15 protein-coding genes are annotated in these 15,981 nt (G+C 52.7%); 2 read left to right on the top strand and 13 right to left on the bottom strand.

The annotated features are described in order from the left end of the window. Window positions 1-14: 14 nt before the first annotated feature. The 6 genes from yidD to RZA33_RS03380 all read right to left on the bottom strand — a co-directional run bounded on the left by yidD (window position 15) and on the right by RZA33_RS03380 (window position 4,843). A complete protein-coding gene (gene yidD, locus RZA33_RS03405; RefSeq protein WP_317506593.1) occupies window positions 15-296 on the bottom strand; it encodes a membrane protein insertion efficiency factor YidD in 282 nt (93 codons plus the stop codon). 65 nt (window positions 297-361) lie between these two features. Beyond that, window positions 362-838: a phosphoribosyl-AMP cyclohydrolase gene (gene hisI / locus RZA33_RS03400; protein ID WP_317506439.1), complete on the bottom strand. Its 477-nt coding sequence runs from the start codon at window positions 836-838 to the stop codon at window positions 362-364. 32 nt (window positions 839-870) lie between these two features. Beyond that, window positions 871-1,338 (bottom strand): transcriptional repressor, encoded by a 468-nt coding sequence (locus RZA33_RS03395; protein ID WP_317506438.1) that lies wholly within the window; start codon window positions 1,336-1,338, stop codon window positions 871-873. 63 nt (window positions 1,339-1,401) lie between these two features. Then, complete coding sequence (locus RZA33_RS03390) at window positions 1,402-2,400, bottom strand: alpha-L-glutamate ligase-like protein (protein WP_317506437.1); 999 nt, start codon at window positions 2,398-2,400, stop codon at window positions 1,402-1,404. Further along, window positions 2,397-3,920: an inactive transglutaminase family protein gene (locus RZA33_RS03385; RefSeq protein WP_317506436.1), complete on the bottom strand. Its 1,524-nt coding sequence runs from the start codon at window positions 3,918-3,920 to the stop codon at window positions 2,397-2,399. Before RZA33_RS03385 ends, RZA33_RS03390 begins: the two co-directional genes overlap by 4 nt. An 86-nt stretch (window positions 3,921-4,006) precedes the next feature. Beyond that, window positions 4,007-4,843 carry an ATP-dependent zinc protease gene (locus RZA33_RS03380; RefSeq protein ID WP_317506435.1) on the bottom strand — a complete coding sequence of 279 codons (837 nt, stop codon included), beginning with the start codon at window positions 4,841-4,843 and terminating at the stop codon, window positions 4,007-4,009. 237 nt (window positions 4,844-5,080) lie between these two features. Between RZA33_RS03380 and RZA33_RS03375 the strand changes: the two genes are divergently transcribed. After that, the gene (locus RZA33_RS03375; RefSeq protein ID WP_317506434.1) at window positions 5,081-5,611 is read left to right on the top strand and encodes a DUF3833 domain-containing protein; all 531 of its coding nucleotides are present in this window, start codon (window positions 5,081-5,083) and stop codon (window positions 5,609-5,611) included. Between the two features lie 135 nt (window positions 5,612-5,746). Here RZA33_RS03375 and RZA33_RS03370 read toward each other — a convergent pair whose 3' ends face one another. The 4 genes from RZA33_RS03370 to gorA form a co-directional block, all read right to left on the bottom strand. After that, the gene (locus RZA33_RS03370; RefSeq protein WP_317506433.1) at window positions 5,747-6,139 is read right to left on the bottom strand and encodes an ectoine synthase; all 393 of its coding nucleotides are present in this window, start codon (window positions 6,137-6,139) and stop codon (window positions 5,747-5,749) included. Window positions 6,140-6,241: 102 nt separating this feature from the next. Further along, complete coding sequence (gene ectB, locus RZA33_RS03365; RefSeq protein WP_317506432.1) at window positions 6,242-7,510, bottom strand: diaminobutyrate--2-oxoglutarate transaminase; 1,269 nt, start codon at window positions 7,508-7,510, stop codon at window positions 6,242-6,244. Window positions 7,511-7,577: 67 nt separating this feature from the next. Beyond that, a complete protein-coding gene (ectA, locus tag RZA33_RS03360) occupies window positions 7,578-8,156 on the bottom strand; it encodes a diaminobutyrate acetyltransferase (protein ID WP_317506431.1) in 579 nt (192 codons plus the stop codon). 293 nt (window positions 8,157-8,449) lie between these two features. After that, on the bottom strand, window positions 8,450-9,832 hold the full coding sequence (gorA, locus tag RZA33_RS03355) for a glutathione-disulfide reductase (protein WP_317506430.1): 1,383 nt from the start codon (window positions 9,830-9,832) through the stop codon (window positions 8,450-8,452). Window positions 9,833-10,003: 171 nt separating this feature from the next. Between gorA and can the strand changes: the two genes are divergently transcribed. Beyond that, entirely contained in the window at window positions 10,004-10,651 is a 648-nt protein-coding gene (can, locus tag RZA33_RS03350; protein ID WP_317506429.1) for a carbonate dehydratase, read from the top strand. A gap of 29 nt (window positions 10,652-10,680) precedes the next feature. Here the strand turns inward: can and RZA33_RS03345 are convergent, their stop codons facing one another. The 3 genes from RZA33_RS03345 to RZA33_RS03335 are packed head-to-tail and all read right to left on the bottom strand — an operon-like array spanning window position 10,681 to window position 15,977. Beyond that, window positions 10,681-11,214, bottom strand: coding sequence for a cytochrome c (locus tag RZA33_RS03345; RefSeq protein WP_317506428.1), 534 nt, complete (start codon window positions 11,212-11,214; stop codon window positions 10,681-10,683). 45 nt (window positions 11,215-11,259) lie between these two features. Then, window positions 11,260-11,880, bottom strand: a complete 621-nt coding sequence (gene msrA, locus RZA33_RS03340; protein WP_317506427.1) for a peptide-methionine (S)-S-oxide reductase MsrA — start codon at window positions 11,878-11,880, stop codon at window positions 11,260-11,262. Between the two features lie 11 nt (window positions 11,881-11,891). Beyond that, complete coding sequence (locus RZA33_RS03335) at window positions 11,892-15,977, bottom strand: translocation/assembly module TamB domain-containing protein (RefSeq protein WP_317506426.1); 4,086 nt, start codon at window positions 15,975-15,977, stop codon at window positions 11,892-11,894. Window positions 15,978-15,981 lie beyond the last annotated feature (4 nt).

The following is a 15,981-nucleotide window of genomic DNA, read 5'->3' as shown; positions in this document are numbered from 1 at the left end:
CAGGGCACTTAAACCTAGTCTGAGTGACGCTCACGGCAGGAGGGGCGAGACTCCTCTTCGTCTTCACGGCAGAGCTGCTCGCTGCGGCCACCGGGTACCGGGTCCATGCCGCCGGGGTTCCCCGGATGACACTTAACGATTCGCCTGATGGCCATCCAGCCGCCTTTTATCGGCCCATGCACCTGAATCGCCTCAATGGTGTAAGACGAACAGCTCGGCCAGAAGCGGCAGCGAGGGCCTAACAGCGGGCTGAGCGTGTACTGGTAGACACGTACACAGCCAATCATCACCTTCATCAATACCCAACGCGGGCCTGAATACAGTGCTGAACGCAAGCGAGCAATAACCGAGGGATTCATGACTAGGTAGAGGGATTTTTAGCGTAGAGCTCGTCAGGGTCGATCAACGGCTGGCTGGTAATCGACGCACGTTTATCATCAACGGCGATATAGAAACAGCTGCGCCGACCGGTGTGACAAGCAGGGCCCGTTTGCTCGACTTGCAGAAGAAGCGTGTCGCCATCGCAATCAAGAGCCGCTGAGATTAGCTGTTGTTGCTGCCCCGATGACTCGCCTTTGCGCCACAGCTTTCCCCGCGAGCGTGAGTAGTAACAGACGCGATGGGTGGTTAATGTTTCTTCCAATGCTTGGCGATTCATCCACGCCATCATGAGCACTTCTTTTGAGTCATGCTGCTGGGCAATGGCAGGAATCAGGCCATCAGCATTAAAGCGTACAGCCGCGAGTAGGGTAGTCACAGCAGGGAGGCTATCGCCAGGGGTAGCACGCTCCAGCTGCTTAAATAGGTCATTGGGGGCGACTTGATCAAAACGGGACATAAAAAATACTCGTTAGCTGTTCGACACGCTAGTTACTCAACAAGCGGGTCACTCGACAAATTAGCTGTTCGGCAGTCTTCGCAGAGCCCTTGTAGCTCGATGGTTTGCCGCTCAACGTTAAACCCGCGATAGTTGGCCATTGCGGCTAACTGATCACTGATTTCGTCTAAATGCAGTTCTTCAACGTAGCCGCAGTGACGGCAGATGAGCAATTGGAAGCCGTGGGCATGTTCGGGGCAGGCGCACGCGACGTAAGCGTTAAGCGATTCAATCCGGTGCACCAGCCCTTGGTCAATCAAAAACTCAAGCGCCCGATAAATTGTCGGGGGTCGCGCCGCTGCGTGTTCAGTGGAAAGTTTATCCAGCAGATCATAAGCTTTCAGACCGCCACCATTTTCGGCAATCATTTCCAATACGCGCCGACGAATGGGGGTAAATCTAACGCCGCGGAGCTGGCATTGCGATTCCGCCTGTTGAACTAGTGTATTTGTTTGGCTCATGGGTAACTCATTGAACGTGGTCGGCTTATGCTCGTGCTAGGCCTGGTGTCTACTGGCATCAGTCTACGCGCTGACGGAGGAGGCGTCAGGGGTTTCTACCAGCTCACTCTGACGAGCAAAATGGTGCTGGGCAAACGCCACGCGCTCCTTCGCTGGCACACCATCCGGCTGACGTTCAATAAGATCCAGGCGGCGGCGCAAACCTTCACCATTGGTCATTTGAATGGCGAGACCGGGGCGTGCGTTGAGCTCGAGCAGCATTGGGCCATGCTTGCGGTCAAGCACCATATCAGTACCCAGATAGCCTAAACCAGTCATTTCATAACAGCCCGCCGCCAAGTTGAGCAGCGTCTCCCACTGCGGCACGACCAAGCTTGCTAGGTCGTGCCCAGTATCCGGATGGATGAAACAGGGCCGGTCAAATTGAACCGCGCGCAGGGCGGCACCGGTGGCAATATTCAAACCAACGCCCACTGCACCCTGATGCAAATTAGCCTTGCCATCAGAGGCAGCAGTAGAGAGACGCATCATTGCCATCACGGGGTAGCCCTTGAAGATAATCACCCGAATATCAGGAACACCTTCGTAAGTGTAGTCCATCAGGCTTTCGTCAAAGTTAATCAGCGTTTCAATCACCGCCACATCGGGCGAGCCACCCAGTGAGTAGAGCCCGGACAGAATATTGGAAACGTGACGCTCAACGTCGGTGATCGACAGCTTTACACCGCTGGGTTTGATAAAGGTATTTTCGGCTACATTTTCAATGACCAAAATACCCTTACCGCCGCTTCCCTTAGCGGGCTTGATAACAAAGCCATTGTGCCCTGCCAGCATTGCTCCAATGTGTTTAACGCCAAACTGAGTGGTCACCGTTCCAATCAGCTCAGGTGAGGTAATCCCGTACTGCTGAGCCAGCAACTTGGTTTTAAGCTTGTCATCCACCAGGGGGTAAAGCCGACGCTTGTTATAGCGTCCAATATAGCGAATATTGCGCCGGTTCATGCCAATAATGCCTTTATCACGCAGTCGGCTTGGCCAGGTCCAATTTTTAAACCAATTCATGAGGGTTTCTCATCATCAGTGATTGGCTTAAAACGGCGCAGCTCAAGCAGGCGATAACCGGTGTAATTGCCCAGCAGCAGGATAAACGCCATCAAAATCAGCTGAACCCCCAGAAAGTTAAAAGTGACATGGCGTACCCAGGGATTATTCATCGCCAAATAGGCGAGAACAGCGGTGATCAAGCTGCCGCCGCCTTGAATCAATACCTGTTTAGGACCTTCCTCTTCCCATAGGATAGACATCCGTTCAATCGTCCAGGCAAGGATAATCATCGGGAAGAAGGTGATCGTTAACCCGGCGCTTAGCCCCATGCGGTAGGCCAGGACGGTAAACAAAGCGATAATGGCGATCACCGTAATAATTACCGCCGACACTCTGGCCACTAATAGCAGGTTCAAGTATGAGAGATAGTTACGGATAATCAGACCCATGGCAACGATAAGCAGAAAGCCAATCAAGCCGGTTGGCAAGGTGGTTTGAATAAAGGCGAGGGCGATCAACACCGGCATAAAAGTACCCGAGGTCTTGATGCCAACCAGCACGCGTAACAACACCACCATCAAGGCGCCAATGGGAATCAGCAGGATAGTCTGAAACAGCGCTTGCTCTTCCAAGGGCAGGCTGTGAATGGAGAAATTCAGCAGCGTGTCTTCTGAGTAATGATTGCGCACCGCAGCTGAAGCCGGCTGATTATGGGTCATCATGGAGAAAGTCACCCGAGAATTGGTGCCCCCCTGAACTTCCAACACAGCTCGGCCGCCGGTTTCCCAAAGCAGTAGGTTATCAGGTTTGCCTTGCTCGCCCGTTAATGGGTTAAAAATCGACCATTCTTCGCCGGATTCGTCAAACACCTGGATCCAGCTACTCAGCGTTTGGCGACGGCGCCCATCTTCCAGTAGCAGGCCGCTCACTCCACGCGCTAAAACGCCCGCCTGGTTTAAAAGGCGTACCACCAACGCCGAAGGCTCTTCTTGCGATAGCAGTAGACGGGCATTTTCAGACTGACGCTCGCCGTTAACATCGCGAATCAACTCGCGGGCGAAGGTAGCATTACTGGCACTGGTCGCCCAGGCTTGTTCGATTAGTTGGCTTGCCGCCGTATCATAAGGACTTTCCCAAGGCGTGATGACGGGCATCTCGGGCGGGCTTTGCACCGGCTTGCGGGCATCTTGTAATACTAGCATTTGCACCGAGTAATACAGCTGCTGACTGCCCGTTGCCTCGCGAATCGTCCATTGTGCCGTGCGGCCTAATTCATCAGATTGATAGGCGAGCCCATAGCCTGAGGAAGCCGTGTTCTCGGTTAACACACGATAGCCCGCTTGGTGAGATGGCAACGCCATGTCGACTTGGACAGGCCCCCCTTGCGCCACAAAGTTGATACCAGCCTCAATCTCCCAAACTTGACGCTGCTCACCGGGTAACCATGGGATTTCAAATTGCACATGGCGATGTACACTGGTGGCAATACCCACCAACAATAGCAGGCCGACAATAATATAAAACATTAACCGTGACATGGAGATTCCTTTCTGCGTCAGGGCAATTATATGACCTGAATGGTGCTTATCTTATACGGTGGCCTTATCACCCGAGGGGAGGGCCGCTACTCTTCGCTATCGTCTTGATCAGCTGCTTCGTCTTCATCCGCTTGGTCAGCTGGCTCTCCGCCGGGAAATTCGGGGCGATCGTGTAAATAGGTATCTGCCACATCAATCAACGCGATATCTAGTAAAAAACGTCTACCGAGCAACACTGGGTATTCTAGGTGGGAGCGATCATTAAGCGTGAATTCGACATTTTCGCGTATAGGGCCTAATGTCATCAGTAAGGATATGACCGGGCGCGATTCTTCCCCGGATGCCTGTAAAATACGTACGCGACGCACGATAGGCGCTTCCACCCATTTACCGCGGACCGAATCAACCGCCACATCGTCTTTATTAAGTGCTAGCTTGAAACGCACCCAATTTTCGCCGTCTCGCTCGAAAGGGGTTATCTCAGACGCCGTTAGCGACGAGGTGTTAGCGCCGGAATCGATACGTGCTTGAAGGTAGGTGCCAATGCTCGGCAGGCCAACCCATTCGCTGCGGCCTAATAGCGTTTTGTTCGTCAGCGTTTTATCCACTTGACACTCTTCGCGGATAATAACCGGTTCTTCACCTTGCGCTTCTAATTGCTGCACATCCTGGCGTAGGTTGCGCAATAGGCTGCCGACTTCACGCACATCAGCGGTTAATAACTGTTGTTGGTCGAGTTGGCGAGCCTCCCATTCAGAATGAGTGGCACATTGCTGACCTAACTGGCTTTCTAATTCAAGGATACGCGAATTGAATGACGCTTCACTTAACGGCGGGGGATTATTGGATTCTGGCTGGGTTACCGCGCAGCCGGCGATCGAAATCGACAAGCCAGCTATTAGCCACAAAATACCTGGGCGCATAACGAGAGATATCCTTGGGCAATAAGTGAGAGGATGATAAGGAGAAGCAAGACGAGTGTCCAACGTCATCAATGTATTCCGGTCTTCATTTTATTGTATTTAACATAATATATATTATGCGAACCGACTTGATCAGTGGCATTTACGTGGACTTAGCGAACTCTAGCTTAGCTACTTCATGCTGGACCAGTTAAACTGCAGCTGTACAAACATTAATTCCAATATAGGTAATGCGCCATGATGAAATCCTTACGGTTTGGCCTTTTCAGCCTACTTTTCTTGTTAGCTGGCTGCACCAGCGTCGACATAGAGGACTACGCTAATGATGAACCTCGTCTGGATATCGTCGAGTACTTTGCCGGCACCACTCGAGCCTGGGGCATGGTGCAGGATTACACTGGCGAGGTACAGCGCCGGTTCACGGTAGATATCCAAGGGCGCTACGAAGACGATACGCTAACCCTTGATGAGTCATTCGTATTTTCAGATGGTGAAACCGATCGGCGGGTTTGGACTTTTGAGCGTGTCGACGAGCACCGCTGGATTGGCACCGCCAGCGATGTCGAAGGTCAAGTGGACGCACGCCAATACGGCCATGCTTTTCACATGCGTTACCCGTTAGAGATCGACATTGATGGCCGTCTGATCTCATTTACCATGGATGACTGGATGTACCTTCAGCCAGACGGCCGCTTGATCAATCGCACCGCTATGCGCAAGTTCGGCATCACGCTTGGCGAAATCACCCTTGTCTTTGATAATAATTAGTATTCAGTGTTGGGAGATAGTCGTCAATCACCGACTAAAAAGCAGCCCGCTTTTCAGCAAGGCTGCGTTTGACTTAGACAAGCCTATATCAAGCTTAATCTTAGCTTAAATATTTAGCATTTAATCTAAGCTCGGTTAGTCTTGCGATGCAGCGTAGGAACCATCTTCCTGGTGGACTTCATTGCCGGTAATGGGTGGCGTAAAGACACACGCTAGATGCATGGTTTTGTGGGCACGCAGCAAGTGCTCATCGTGCTGGTCTAGAATATAGATATCGCCTGGCTTAATCGGCCATATTTTGCCATCGGCAAGTGTTTCCACCTCACCCTCGCCTTCGATGCAATAAACAGACTCATAATGATGCTTATAGTGAATATGCGTTTCGGTGCCTTCAAAGATACGGGTGATATGAAAGGAGAATTTACCGCCGTCGCTTGCGAGTACTAGGCGTGTACTATCCCAGTTGCCACTTTCAGCCGTCACCAAGCGTTCAGTCTGGCGTGCTTCTTCGATATTACGAACGATCATAGGAATACTCCATTTTTCAAAGGCTGGCGAACACCAGCCACTATAGTCCTAACTGAAGACACATACATTGTTAATGGTCTTACGCTTTAGCGTAACGCTAAATCACTCGTTTACAACTGCTTTGACACACATCTCAAGAATGTCGAGGCCTTCAAGCAGATCTTCATCACTGATCGTCAGCGGGCAAAGACACTTAACCACCTCGCCATCCTGGCCGCTGGTTTCAATCACTAAGCCATGCTCGAATGCTTTGCTGGTGATTTTGTCGGCAATATCACCCGAGACAACGTCAATGCCACGCATTAAGCCTCGGCCGCGCTCAGTCGCAGGCATTCCGTTCTCAGTTAACAGTGTAGCTAATTGCTGAAAACGCTCTTCAACGATACGCCCTTTACGCTGAACGTCACGTTCAAAGGTGTCGTTGCTCCAGTATTTTTTCAGCGCAGCGGTGGCCGTGACCATGGCTAGGCTGAAGCCACGAAACGTACCGTTATATTGACCCGGCTTCCACTTATCGAGTTCCGGACGCATCAAAACATGAGCAAACGGCAGTCCAAAACCAGACAGCGATTTAGAATTGGTGATAATGTCGGGCGTAATGCCTGCGTGCTCGAAGCTGAAAAATTTACCCGTACGGCCGCAGCCTGCTTGAATATCATCAACAATTAACAAGATATCATGAGCACGGCAGATGCTTTCCAAGCGCTTTAGCCAATCCAGGCCAGCCACGTTGATTCCGCCCTCGCCTTGCACCGTTTCTATAATAACGCCCGCGGGAACGTCGAGGCCGCCTGATTTATCACCCAGGAGTTTTTCAAAATAATCCAGGGTATCAGTGTGTTCCCCCATATAACCATCATAGGGCAGGAAGCTTGCACCCTGAGTCGGTATACCCCCCGTCGCCTCGCGGAATTTGCGATTACCGGTCGTCGCTAGTGCCCCCATCGTGACACCGTGGAAACCATTGGTGAAAGTCACAATGTTGTGACGACCTTTGGCAACACGGGCCAAACGGATAGCGGCCTCTACCGCATTGGTACCGGTTGGGCCAGGCAGATGCACTTTATAATCAAGGCCGCGTGGCTTGAAGATGATTTGTTCGAGTGTATCTAAGTAATCCCGCTTCGCGTTGGTCCACATATCAAGGCCGTGAACGACACCATCTGTCTCTAGGTAGTCGATCATGGCCTGTTTCATGTGCGGATTATTATGCCCATAGTTCAAAGTGCCTGCACCCGCGAGGAAATCAATGTACTCACGGCCATTCTCATCGGTCAGGCGTGCGTTTTTCGCTTTGGTAAACACCACCGGAAATGAACGAGAATAAGTACGTACATTGGATTCCATGCGTTCGAGCGTTTGGGTCTGCATTAGCAACCTCCTTAGTTGATCATTTCACCTTGAGGACAGATGGGAAACGGGTGGTTATAAACACCGTTTAGAGACGGTCTGTTTGGAAAGGACCAATACGCACCAGGTTTTCCGGGTCATGCTCGCCACCGAGCTGTTCGGTAGAAAAGTATTCGCGGCTATTAAGCGGCGCATGCCATCGAGCCGCTAGGCGACGAAACAAACCCCAAGAAGCTTGATTATCAGGCGTGATGGTAGTTTCCAGATGATGCACTTCGTCTAGCTCGGGACGCGACATAATCGCCTCGACTAAGCGACGTGCAAGCCCCGTTCCTCGGGCTTTTTCTCCCACAGCCACCTGCCATAAAAAGTAGGTATCGGGGGCATTGTCTTTGACATAGCCAGACACGAAACCGACCACCTCACCTTCTTCGTTAGTGGCCACCGCGCAGGTATCTCGAAACTGTGTGGCCAGCAATAAGTAGGCATAGGCGGAATTTACGTCCAGCGGCGGGCAGGCTTTAATTAGCTCGTAGACACCCCAGCCATCTTCAGCGTTGGGTTTGCGAATGAAAAGCGGCATCTCTGCATGGCCTACCACGGCATCTGCGACAGTCGGCCTCGCGAGGTCTGCAGAGGGAGTAAAAGGTGTCGTCGGCGTACTCATAGTTATGCTTCGCTGTAGCGAATTTGAAGATCATTATAACAGCTGATTATGAGCAATTCAAAAGCCATATTATTCTCCTCGCTAGTTTCCATAATTTATCGTTATGACTAAGAAGGCACCGGACGCCGTACCCATTTGGCGTCTGCGTAGTGCCTTTTGAGTAGTGTCTTTAGAATAGCCAACAAAAATGAGCGCGCCAGTTGGCGCGCCCCGCTAAACCGCTTTGTCCTACACATGCATAAGGTTTGATAGATAAAGTTGCTTGGTGGGATAGCACGGATTTAAACCGGAAGTTAAAAGCGTGTTGGCGTTCGCAGCGTCACGAATTCCTCCGCACCAGTGGGGTGAATACCCACAGTGCGATCAAAATCTTGTTTAGTAAGTCCTGCGCGCACCGCAATTGCTATCCCCTGGATGATTTCTCCCGCCTCTTCACCGACCATATGGGCGCCCACTACGACATCGGTTTCATCGTCCACCACCAGCTTCATCAAGGTTCGCTCGTGGCTACCGGAAAGGGTGTGCTTCATGGCTCGAAAGTCAGTGCTATACACCCGAATACGGGTGAACTTTTCCCGTGCTGCCTCTTCAGAAAGGCCTACAGTGCCAATATTAGGGTGACAAAAAACAGCCGTGGGAATCGTCGTGTAATCTAGCGGCTGTGGCGTTGTATCGGTGAAGTGATAGTCAACCAGTTGCATGGCCTCTGCTATCGCCAGCGGCGTTAATTCGGGTCCAGCGGTCAAGTCACCTAACGCAAGAACCGACGGCAGCGCTGTTTCAAAGCGCTCGTTAACGGGAATTTTGCCCTTTTCGTCCAGCCCTAGCCCCAGGCTATCGAGCCCCAAACTACTGATATTGGCTTTGCGCCCAGTGGCAGCCAGGACGACATCAACTTCAAGTACGTCTCCATTGGTAAGATAGACCTTGTAGGCGTCTTGGCTGGCTTCAATGCGCTTAATGTTGGTGTTGAAGTGCACATTGACGCCCTTTCGTTCCATTTCCGCACAGGTAAACTCGCGCACCTGCTGATCGAAGCCTTTTAAAAACAGCTCGCCTCGATAGATAAGGTGCGTTTCGCTGCCTAACCCGTTAAAAATGCTCGAAAACTCCACCGCAATATAGCCACCGCCCAGCACCAAAAACCGTTTCGGGAAGGTGTCGAGATCAAAAATCTGATTTGAATCGAGCGCGTATTCGCTACCGGGGAAATCGGGCACCCATGGCCACCCACCGGTAGCCAATACTATTTTCTGCGCGGTGAGCGGTATATCGCCATGTTCACCGTTTAGCATCACCGTGTGACCATCAATCAAGCGTGCGCGGGCGTTAAATAACGTGACGCCCGCGCCTTCTAGCATGCGTTGATAAATACCGTTAAGGCGTTTTATTTCGCTGATTTTATTGTCACGCAGCGTTGCCCAATCAAAACTGGCCGTGCCAGGCAGCTGCCAGCCAAAGCCGCCCGCATGGTTAAAACTGTCACGAAAATGCGCCGCGTAGGAATAGAGTTTTTTGGGCACGCAACCCACGTTGACACAGGTGCCACCCAAGTAGCGATCTTCGGCAATCGCTACCTTCGCGCCGTTTGCTGCAGCCATCCGTGCGGTACGCACGCCACCTGAACCTGCGCCAATCACTATCAGGTCATATTCGTATTCAGAAACGTCTGCCATCATTGACTCCTGGCGTTAATATTTGTGGGCGTTAATATTCGTGCCACCTGATCGACCAACCCGAGTTGACCCGGCTGTCAGTGAGGGTTAAAACCACTGGCGACTACTTTATGCTGTCGAACGCTACATACGCAGCTTGACGGCCACCGACTTAACAAGATTGGAGATTCTATGTCCGACCCCATTGCGACGTTATTGGACAACAACCGTGCCTGGGCTGAACGCATGTGCGAAGAGGATCCTGATTACTTCAAGCGCCTCTCCAATCAACAAAATCCCGATTATTTATGGATTGGCTGTTCAGATAGCCGTGTGCCAGCTAACCAGATTATTGCACTTCCTCCTGGGGAGGTTTTTGTACATCGCAATGTGGCCAATTTACTCCACCACACCGATATGAACGCGCTCTCGGTGGTTCAATTTGCGGTGGATGTTCTCAAAGTCAGTCATATCATGATTGTAGGCCACTATGGGTGCGGAGGTATTAAGGCAGCCATGACCGGCGGCGAATGCGGTGTCGTCGATTATTGGCTGCATTCGGTGCGCGAACAGTACAACCACCACCGCGATTCGCTGGACCATTTGCCTATGGAAGAGCAAATAGACCGTATGTGCGAACTCAACGTCAAAGCGCAGGTAAATAGCCTTTGCCGTACTAAAATTTTGCAGCGCGCTTGGCAGCGGGGCCAGAAAATCTCCGTACACGGCTGGGTCTATGGGTTAAGCGACGGCCGTGTCAAAGACCTTAATTGCACCATTACCGGCTTGGACCAAGTGGAAACGCTTTACCGCATTGATCGTCTCCAAAAAGACGATTAAGTCGCTTCTTCATCGCGCTTGCCATGACACTAATCGTAACGGTAGGCGCGATGACAGCTTTTGCAACTTCTCCCCACCTCTGCAAGAGCCCGGGCTGCCGCTCGGTAATCCGCTTGATCGGTAGCCTTGATCAAGGTGTCCACCTTGCCTTCAAGGTCGCGAAATCCGGCGACGAAATCACCCCACTCTTCCCAGATATCAGCCCGCGCTTCAGAGCCGCTGCCATGCGTTCCGGTGATAAAAGCAGGCAGTAAGTTGCTGGCACTGGCACGCTCCTTCAGCTCGGAAAGCCGTGGTGCAGCCGCTGCGGCGTCTTGGTTGTTGACCAGGTCAAAGCGCAGCTGACGGACTAGGCTCTCAATATCTTTGAGCTCTTCGCGACGCCAGACCACTGCTTCACGCTCACTGGTAAAGTTAGTGTCGTCAACCGACTCAGGCATCGCCACGGCCGAGTCGTCGGCCCACGCGCCCGAGCCACCTAGCGAGAGCAATAGTGCGACAGTGAAGGCGCCGCTTTGAAAAACCGCTAAGCGTTGCGGCCGCCGCTTTGAATTACGCTTCATATTGACATCCTGTGGGTGGTTTGGCGCTTAAGCCCGGTTGGCTGTTTAACCGATGGGGCATGTAACGCCTGTCCCTTTCAACCCGCAGTAGCCGTTAGGGTTTTTATCCAGGTATTGTTGATGATAGGCCTCGGCGTAATAGAACGTATCCAGCGGTTTAATCTCTGTGGTAATACGTCCCTTACCGGCTTTATCCAACGCCTGTTGAAACGCTTCTGCGCTGCGCTGCGCTGTCTCATATTGAGCTTGACTGGTAGTAAAAATAGCGGACCGGTACTGCGAGCCAATATCGTTACCCTGGCGGTTGCCCTGGGTCGGGTCGTGTTGTTCCCAAAACACCTGCAGCAGAGTTTCAAGGTCGGCCTGCTGGGGGTCATAGATGACTCTCACTACTTCGGTATGACCGGTACGTCCCGTGCACGTCTCTTCATAAGTGGGGTTCGGGGTTTCACCACCGGCATAACCAGCCGCCGTTACGTAAACGCCGGGCAATTGCCAGAACAGACGTTCAACGCCCCAAAAACAGCCCATACCCAGTACGATTTCCTCGTGACCGCTTGGGAAAGGCGGGTGTAGAGAGTGCCCGTTGATCGCATGTACTTCGCTAGTGCTGATAGGGGTTTCACGGCCCGGTAAAACGCGGTTAGCACTGTTAAATAGCGACATATCGCCCTCACTTATTGCTGCTCGAAAATTTCAGGATCACCTGAGATAGTAAACGAATAGATTAAATCTACCGCTTGGTTGGTTCCCGACACTGCCTGAAGGTAGAGGTTACGCCATAGCGTATAACGTAATGTTAGTTCTGCAATGGGGGAAAAAATTCCCACCCCATAACTAACCCGAATATCGTCGGTCAGTTGGCCGCTAACGGCGACTTGGCTTTCGTCGCCAGCGCCTGCGGTGTCCAGAGTTAGATCGTCAATACCAAACGCCTCGCCAATGGATCCTACCGCCCCACCTGTGCGCCCCAGCGACATGCCGATTAGCGCCGTTGTCAGGGCACTATCAATGCCCCCGCCGGAGGCATCGGGTGCACGCCCGCGTAGTAGGTAGGATAAGGCGCGCGATTCATTCATCGCCGGTTCAGAGAATACCCGCACATTAGGCTCTTCAGCACTGCCGGTCACACGTAGTCCCGCAATAACATCATCTTCGGTGACGTCGGGGTTACGTATCGCCTCGAAATCGAGTGTGGGCAGCCCCGGCGGGCCACTAAACAGCAGCTCGCCGCGACGGATAACAAGGTCTTGGCCAAACGCTTGAAAACGGCCTTCGACCAAGTTGACGTCGCCAAACAGCTGTAGCGCCCCATCTGTCTGACGAATTTCTAACGTGCCCCCCAAGCCTGACTCCAACCCGTAGGCGGCGATTTGCATATCCCGTCCAAGCGTTAAGGTCACTAATATATCCAGTTCCATACCGGAGGCAGCTAGTTCGTCGGCCGCACTGGGCCCATCAGCATTGACTGCCGCCTGTTGCGCTTCGCGTTCAGCCTGACGGTCATCGCGCTCGGTAATAATGACTTCATCGCCGCTGGGTGCGATGGCAGATGATGGCAGATCACCGATTTCAAGGCGTGCCCAGGGCACGTTAACATCCCCCCTGACTTGCAGCCTTTCAGGTGTCACACGCACGCGAATATCCGGCGCTGCTTCTAAACGGCCAAACTGCGGTAGTACAACCAGAAGAGGCTCTTGAAGAGCATTCAAATCAACGCCAATGCGCCACCCTTCGCCACTTGGCCAGTAGGCATCACCGGTTATATTTAAACGGCCGCGTTCGGCGGCGAGAAAACCGTTGATACTGCCCTCTTCCCCGTCAAAAGCGAATACCAACTCACCGTCTTGCACATCAACGGGAATATCCGGGCCATTGACACGAATACGGCGCAACCCCAGCTGACCCTGTAAATCAGGTTGGCTGGTAGTGCCAGCAATTTGAACACTGCCTGACAGGTCGCCTTCCAACCGGTCCATACCCACCAGCATAGGGCGATAGGGTGCCAACGAAACTTCATCAGCGCGTAGTTCACCGCTTAGGTCGCCTGCGCCGAGTGGGTCGTTGACCGACAGCGTTAAGCTCAATGCGCCCGCTTCGGCCAGTGCCAGCGCTACGCTGGCATCCGCCTGCGCCTGGTTAGCTTCAACCTGGGCGTCCAGATTGATCTCGGGAAGCTGGACCGACTGGCCGTAATCATTGACCGCTGTAATCGCAAGCTCACTCAAAATCTGCATATTGGCTTGCCATTGAGCACCGCCCTGACGCCAACTGGCATCGAGATCGGCCGTAGTATCGCCTGTTAACTGCCACTGTTCGGGCAGAAAAGGTTCCACCATTTCCATAGGCACTTCGCGTACCGATAGCACTGCATTGCCCTGTTGAGCGGAGGCGTTGATGGTTTCTTCGGAACAGATCAGCCCGCCCTGCTCACGGCGCAAGCAGAACGGTGACAGCCGCGCTTGACCATTGGTTAGGTTGTAGCGCAGGTCCAGCGGCGCTTCAAGGCGAATATCTCCCGCGTCAGAATCGACTTCCAGCGGTGTTATGCGAGCTTGATATAGCTGCTCCTGCTGGTCAAAACGGCCATTCAGGGAAAGCAACACACGGCTTAACACGGCATTGTCGGCCCCTTGGACGTCAAGTTTCAACTGGTGTTGGGAAAGACGGCCGACCAAGCTAGCCTCCACATCGGAAAGCGATTGACCGCCAGCGTTCAAATTTCCCAGTACCAGCTGAATATCGAGTTCAGGGTCGTCAATGCCTTGGACATCGGCGGCAAGTTCAAGCTGCTCAATACGATTTTCAGCGAAACGCAAACCATTACCCGATACATTGGCGCGCAGTTGTGGCTGATTCAAACTACCGCCCGCCTCTAACGTGCCGACAAGGGTGCCCGCCAAATCTTGTGAGAGGCTTTGTAGCTGGCGCAATGCGATATCCGCCTGCAACGACATGGCCTGCTCGCTGACTTGACCGGCAGCGGCTAAGCGATTATCGCCCTGGGTAAATACCAGCTTATCAATGTCCAGCTCTAGATTGCTGTTAGCGTCAAAGGCCGCTTGTAGGGTAAGAGGGTAATCGCGTAAGTCGCCCTCAATGGCAACGTTTGGCACGCTGACCGCCCACTGATCCTCTTGCTGGCGCACTGCAAAATCGATATCGCCATTTAAGTTACCGTTGAGTTGATCAACAAAGTGTCCAGGATCAAACTCATTCAACTTGACGTTGGCATCAATGCGTAACGGTGCTAACCAGTGAATGCTGCCTTCACTGCGTAGTGCGCTTTCGCCGACGGCGAGGGTAAGAGGCTGCCAGCTGAAATGCTCAAGGTCGCCCTCACCGCTTAAATCGACTTGGGTACGCGGTAGGCTGGGGCCTTCCACTGCCAACGCTAGCTGGGCACGGTAATCGCTAAGACTTCCGGATAGTTGCAACGCCAAGTCATCGACAATGTAAGGTTCCGTGGCGTTGCTATCAGACTGTGTCGCTTCTTCATCGCCCTGCTCTTCGCCCTCATTATGGGCTTCTGGGGCTGGCAGTGGCCACCGGACTTGATCGCTTTCTACGCTCAATTGAAATGGCAGCGTGGGTGATAGCGCATCGACTTGCCCACTTAGCGAAATATTCAACGGGCCGGAAGCATCCAGCTGCGCTTCAAGCGCATCTAAAGTCCCCGCAAGCTCCAGTACTAGCGTTTCGCTCCCTTGCTGCTGAAAAAGTTCAGGACGAATTTCCGGTAAGAAAAGCTCGACGCTTAAGCGGGCTTCTAATGGGTAGTTGCCACTCAGGGTTGCGTTTGCCGTTAGCTCAGCTTGAGCGTCCGGGGTGACGACGGAAAGCTCGGTTAACTCGACGTTGTTGTCGTTAGTTGAAACGCTTAGCCGCAAGCGCTCAACGCGGTATTCAGCGGCCCCTTCAAGACGAAAATCATCGAGGGTGAATTCAGGTATTTGAACATCTACCGGCAGCGTGATCTCCGGTAATTCAAGGCGGTCTCGTGACCTGAGGGTGTCCGCAAAGGATTCATCCGCCTGCTCGGTTGCTTCCTGTGGCGGATTAATGACGACACTAGCCGCATCAATCGCTTCGGCGTTGAGCCTTGTATTGCTATGTTGTGTTAACAGCACGCCTGGCGAAGGCGGTAAATACAGGCGAGGTTGAGCTAGATGTGTCGCTGACAAACGTACTTCTCGCCCTTCGGCCACCGCTCCTGAGCGTAACGAATGCCAGTTAACCTGGGTACCATCGGCCAGTCGCAGGCTCACATCGTCAAGCAACAGCGAACGTAACTCGATGGGGAATGGGAAACGAACCGAGAGCGGCGAACCATTCGACTCTGCAGGCGCTTGCTCCTGAGTTTGACTCGCCGCGCCTAGCCGAATATCAGCGCCCTCAACACGCAGGGTGTCGATGCATAACCTTCCTGACAGCACGCAGTCGTCTGCCCATTCAATTTCAAACGCTTCCACCGCAATGCGGGTGGCTCCCATTTCTAACTGGAAACCTTCAAGCTCAAAATGATCCAGCAAGGCACCTTCATACTGCGTATAGCTAAAAAAGTCGCGTTGCTCGCCCTGCGAGAGCAACACTCCCGTTCCCCAGGGCGACAGCGCAACCCCTAGGATTAGCGTCACAATCGCTAACAACCAGATCGGCAGTAGGACAACGAGGCGTATCAGACTCCATACCAATAGCCAAACGCGATATTTGGGAGACAGTGCATGGCGCTTTTCAGACCCAGATGTTTCAGTATATGACAAATCT

It is taken from the genome of Halovibrio sp. HP20-59 (assembly GCF_033052795.2).
In the GTDB taxonomy this organism is placed as follows: domain Bacteria; phylum Pseudomonadota; class Gammaproteobacteria; order Pseudomonadales; family Halomonadaceae; genus Vreelandella.
The sequence above is the reverse complement of the archived record's forward strand: the minus strand, read 5'-3'. Positions and strand labels throughout refer to the sequence as shown.